General features: G+C 78.0%; 3 protein-coding genes and 1 pseudogene. 3 read left to right on the top strand and 1 reads right to left on the bottom strand.

Translation table 11 applies throughout. The features are described 5' to 3' along the window. Positions 1-46: 46 nt before the first annotated feature. Positions 47-643: a hypothetical protein gene (locus tag NT8_RS27190; protein ID WP_067975714.1), complete on the top strand. Its 597-nt coding sequence runs from the start codon at positions 47-49 to the stop codon at positions 641-643. Positions 644-804: 161 nt separating this feature from the next. On the opposite strand, the gene NT8_RS27185 is transcribed toward NT8_RS27190, so the two are convergent. After that, entirely contained in the window at positions 805-3,843 is a 3,039-nt protein-coding gene (locus NT8_RS27185) for a bifunctional [glutamine synthetase] adenylyltransferase/[glutamine synthetase]-adenylyl-L-tyrosine phosphorylase (RefSeq protein WP_067975717.1), read from the bottom strand. A gap of 221 nt (positions 3,844-4,064) precedes the next feature. Between NT8_RS27185 and NT8_RS27180 the strand changes: the two genes are divergently transcribed. Together NT8_RS27180 and NT8_RS27175 are read left to right on the top strand one after the other, a co-directional pair. Beyond that, entirely contained in the window at positions 4,065-4,388 is a 324-nt protein-coding gene (locus tag NT8_RS27180; RefSeq protein ID WP_067975712.1) for a DMT family transporter, read from the top strand. Positions 4,389-4,622: 234 nt separating this feature from the next. Then, positions 4,623-4,811, top strand: a pseudogene (locus NT8_RS27175) (hypothetical protein); the annotation flags it as partial.

Here is a 4,811-nt window from a genome sequence, read left to right as displayed (position 1 = left end):
GCCCGGAGCGGCCGCCCGCCGGCCTCCTCCGCTAGGGTCCGGCACCATGACCCCTCCCGGCCCCGACACCCCCGGCCCCGGCCTCCCCGGTCCCGACGCCCCCGACCCCGGCGCCGCCGACTTCCGCCTCTGGGTCCACTACGGCCAGGCGTACCTGCTGGACGGCGAGGGGGCGGACATCCTGACGCCCGCCCCCTCGCCCGACCTCTCCGCCGGCCTGGTGCTGACCCGGCGGCCCGCCGACCCGCCGGGGACGGGCTTCGCGTTCCTGGTCACCGGCCTGCACACCGGCGAGGTCGACTTCTCCGTCCGCGTCCGCGCCACCGACCCCGGCCCCGACCTCGGCGGCTACGAGGACGTGGTCGAGCTCAGCGTCGAACTGCCGGTCGGCGCCCCGGTCATCGAGCAGTGGGGCGGCGGCGCGATCCCGCTGCCGCCGCTGCCCGCCGGGCCGGGCTGGTACCGGCTCCGCTACCACGCCCGGGGGTTCGACGCCGCGGCGGCGGCCGACACCCTCGGCGACGGCGAGGACCCGATCGACGCCTACCTCCTCCAGCTCTGGCCGGCCGCGCCGACGCCCCCGGCCGCCGTCCGGGTGGTCAGCGAGGGCGTCCGGTCCCGCCTGAACCCCCGGAGGCGCTGAACCCCGGCCCCGCGGTCGAGGCCGTGCCCATGACGGCGCGGTTCCCCACGCCCGTCCTCGGCGGTCTCGGGCGCGCCGCACCGTTCGGGCGGCTCGCGGCCCGTGCGGGCGCCCCCCGGGGCCGTCGGCGCGCTGCGGCGGCGGGGCCGGGCGGAGGGGGGTCAGTCGTCGTAGAACACGCGCTCCATCACGGCGCGGGCGCGCCGGGTGACCTGGCGGTAGTCCTGGATCAGCTGGCCCGCCGCGCCCTCGCCGTCCTCCTCGCTGCGGTAGCCCAGGGCGCCCGCGATCGCCGACTGGTCGCGCAGGTCGGTGGGGATGGAGTCGCCCGCGCGCCCGCGCACCAGCATGATCGCGCCCCGCACCCGGGCCGCCAGCCGCCACGCCAGCTCCAGCGCCGCCGCGTCCTCGCTGTCGAGGAGGTCGTGGGCGACCGCGGCGTCCAGCGCCACCAGCGTGCCGGTGGTGCGCAGTTCGGGGAGGTCGTGCGCGTGCCGGAGCTGGAGCAGCTGGGCCACCCACTCCACGTCGGACAGCCCGCCCCGCCCCAGCTTCGTGTGCAGGGCCGGGTCGGCGCCGCGCGGCAGCCGCTCGGCCTCCATACGCGCCTTCAGCCGGCGGATCTCCCGCACGGCGTTGTCGTCGACGCCGCCCCTCGGGTAGCGCAGCGGGTCGATCAGCTCGACGAACCGCAGCCCCAGGTCGGCGTCGCCGGCCACCGGCGCGGCCCGCAGCAGCGCCTGGCTCTCCCACGTGGCCGACCAGCGCCGGTAGTAGGCGGCGTAGGAGTCGAACGTGCGCACCATCGGGCCGTTGCGGCCCTCGGGGCGCAGATCGGCGTCGAGGTGCAGCGGGGGCTCGGCGGCCGGGATCTCCAGCAGCCGCCGCAGCTCGCGGATGACCGCGTCGGCCTCGGCCGTGGCCCGCGCGGTGTCGGCGCCCGGCAGCGGGTCGTGCACGAACATGACGTCGGCGTCGCTGGCGTAGGTCAGCTCGCCCCCGCCGAACCGGCCCATCGCGATCACCGCGATCCGCGTGCACGGGGCGGTGCCGTTCCGCTCGGCCACCCCGGCGACCGCGGCCCGCAGCGCGGCGTCGATGGTCACCGCGGAGATGGTGGTGAGCGCGCCACCCACCGCGTCGATGCCGCTCACCTCCAGCAGGTCGGCGGCCGCCGTGCGCAGCAGCTCGCGGCGGCGCAGGGCGCGCACCGCCGCCACCGCGTTCTCCGCGGAGTCGTTGCGGCGCAGGGCCGAGGACGCCTCGCCGGCCAGCACCTCGGCGGGGCGGCGCACCAGGTCGGCGTCGTCGGCGAGGATCGCCACCGCCTCGGGGGCGCGCAGCAGCAGCTCGGTGGCGTAGCGGCTGGTGCCCAGCAGCCACGCCATGCGCTCGGCCACCCGCACGTCGTCGCGGAGCAGCCGCAGGTACCACGGGGACGACCCCAGCGCCTCGCTGACCTGGCGGAACCCCAGCAGGCCGGCGTCGGGGCCGGGCGCGTCGGAGAACCACTCCAGCATGACGGGCAGCAGGGTGCGCTGGATCGACGCCCGCCGGCTCACCCCGGAGGTCAGCGCCTCCAGGTGGCGCAGGGCGCCCGCCGGGTCGACGAAGCCCAGCGCCTCCAGCCGGTCGCCCGCCTGCTCCAGGGTCAGCCGGGCCTCGGCGGAGGGCAGCCGGGCGACGGCGTGCAGCAGCGGGCGGTAGAACAGCTTCTGGTGCAGCCGCCGGACCTCGCCCGCCACCCGCCGCCAGTCGGCCATCAGATCGGTCACCGGGTTGGCCGTCGACCCCAGCGCCCGGCCCAGGCGGCGCAACTGGTCGGGGCCGTCGGCGGCGTCGGGGTCGGGCAGCAGGTGGGTGCGGCGCAGCCGGTGGAGCTGGAGCAGGTGCTCCACCCGGCGCAGGAACCGGTAGGCCGCGGCGAGCCCGGCCGCGTCGTCGCGCCCCACGTACCCGCCCGCCGACAGCGCCTCCAGGGCCTGCAGCGTGTTGCCCGAACGCAGGGCGGGGTCGGTGCGGCCGTGCACCAGCTGCAGGAGCTGCACCGAGAACTCGATGTCGCGCAGGCCGCCGCGGCCGAGCTTGAGCTCGCGGTCCTTCTCGGCCGGGGGGATGTGCGCGATCACCCGGCGGCGCATCGCCTGGACGTCGTCGACGAAGTTCGGCCGGCCGGCCGCCCGCCACACCAAGGGGTCGATCGCCTCGCTGTAGGCGGCGCCCAGCTCCGCGTCGCCCGCGATCGGGCGGGCCTTGAGCAGCGCCTGGAACTCCCAGGTCTTGGCCCACCGCTCGTAGTAGGCGATGTGCCCGGCCAGGTTGCGCACCAGCGGGCCGTTGCGGCCCTCGGGGCGCAGCGCGGCGTCGACCTGCCACAGCGTGCCCTCGCTGTCGGTCTCGCCGGGGATGCGCATGGTCTCGGCGGCGAGCCGGGCGGCCGCGCGCATCGCCGCCTGCTCGTCCTCGACCCCGTCGGCGGGCTCGGCGACGAACACCACGTCGACGTCGCTGACGTAGTTCAGCTCCCGGCCGCCGCACTTGCCCATGCCGATCACCGCGAGCCGGCACAGCGCCGCCTCCTCGGGCGCGTCGGCGCGGGCGATCGCCAGGGCGGCGTCCAGGGTGGCCGCGGCGAGGTCGGCGAGTTCGGCCGACACGGTCTCCAGGTCGGCGCCGCCGGTCAGGTCGCGCCCGGCCAGCCGCAGCACCCGCCGGTGGTAGGCGACGCGGAGCGCGTGCGCCGGACCCTGGTCGTCGTCGACCTCGGTGGCGGCCACCGGGGCGGGGGAGTTGGGGTCGGCGCCCACGATGTGCAGCAGGCCCGCCCGCAGCTCCTCGGCGCCGGGGGAGCGGGCGGCGTCGGCGCCGCGCAGCTCGCGCCAGTCACCGGGGTGGCGCACCAGGTGGTCGGTGAGCGCGACGCTGGCGCCCAGGACGCGGGTGAGGCGGTGGCGCAGGTCGGGGTCCTCGGCGAGCGCCCCGAGGAGGTCGTCGGCGTCGCCGCAGCACTCCAGCAGCCGCACCAGGCCCAGCAGCGCCTGGTCGGGGTCGGCGGCGGTGCTCAGGTCGCCGATGAGGTCGCCGTGCGTGCCGGGGCCGATGCCGGCGCCGTCGAGCAGCCGCGCCGCCCGCGCCCCGTCGCCGAACCCGCGCCGGGCCAGAGCCCCTGCCGTCCACGTCGTACCGTCCCGAGTCGCCACGGAGATCACGGTAGCCGCTCACCCCCCGCCCCGGCAGCCCACCCACCGGTGAGCCCGCCGTCACACCCGTGCCACCCCGGCGCCCGCACCCGGCCGGCATCGTCCGCGCGGCCGCGACCGGGACTCGAGTCCGGCGTCCGACGGGGGAGGGTAGGGTGCGCGGAGCGCCGGGCGGTCCGTCCGGCGGTCGGACATCCCCGTTGCCGGAAGGGCCCCTCACCATGCCGTGGCTGCTGCTCATCGGTGCCGTCGTCGCCGAGGTCGCCGGCACGATCTCGCTGCGCTACTCCGACGGCTTCACCCGCCTCCTGCCGTCGGCGATCACCGTGGTCGGCTACGGGACGGCGTTCTACCTGCTCGCGCAGGTCCTCAAGGCGGGCATGAGCATCGGGGTGGCCTACGGGGTGTGGGCCGCGCTGGGCGTCTCGCTGGTGGCCCTGATCGGCGCCCTGTTCCTCGGCGACGGCCTCACCTGGGTGCAGGTCGGCGGCATCGCCCTGGTGATCGGCGGCGTCCTCGCCCTCGAACTCGGCGCCGCCCACTAGGGCGCGTCCCGTCGGTCACCGAGCGCCGGGTCCGGCCGGGGCATCGGCCCCCCAGCCGCGCTCGACCGATCGGCGGCATCGGCCGGGGCCGCCGCCCCGGGCGGCCCCGGTCCGCCGCGCCGGGTGGCACCGGTCCACCGGGGCGGGGCCCGCTCCCGGCCGTCGCGGGGGATCTCCTCCGGCGCCGACCCCGGCGCGGGGGAGGCCGGACGGACTGGGATGATGGCTCCTGCGATGTCGTGCACCCGGTCCCCGTTCCGCGCCGCCAGGGCGGCCCTGTTCGCGACCGTCTGCGTCGGCACGGCGCTCATCGGCCACGCCGCCGCCGGCGGCGCCGCTCCCGGCCCGGCGGTCGTCGCCGCCGCCGTCGGCGCGACCGCCCTCGGCGTGCTGCCGCTCACCGGCCGCCCCCGCTCGGCGCCA

The organism is Nocardiopsis trehalosi NBRC 14201, assembly GCF_001552555.1.
GTDB classification, from domain to species: domain Bacteria; phylum Actinomycetota; class Actinomycetes; order Streptosporangiales; family Streptosporangiaceae; genus Nocardiopsis_B; species Nocardiopsis_B trehalosi.
The sequence above is the reverse complement of the archived record's forward strand: the minus strand, read 5'-3'. Positions and strand labels throughout refer to the sequence as shown.

Coding starts and splice junctions, on each gene's coding strand:
- NT8_RS27190 (WP_067975714.1), top strand. CDS start 47: ATGACCCCTCCCGGCCCCGACACCCCCGGCCCCGGCCTCCCCGGTCCC.
- NT8_RS27180 (WP_067975712.1), top strand. CDS start 4,065: ATGCCGTGGCTGCTGCTCATCGGTGCCGTCGTCGCCGAGGTCGCCGGC.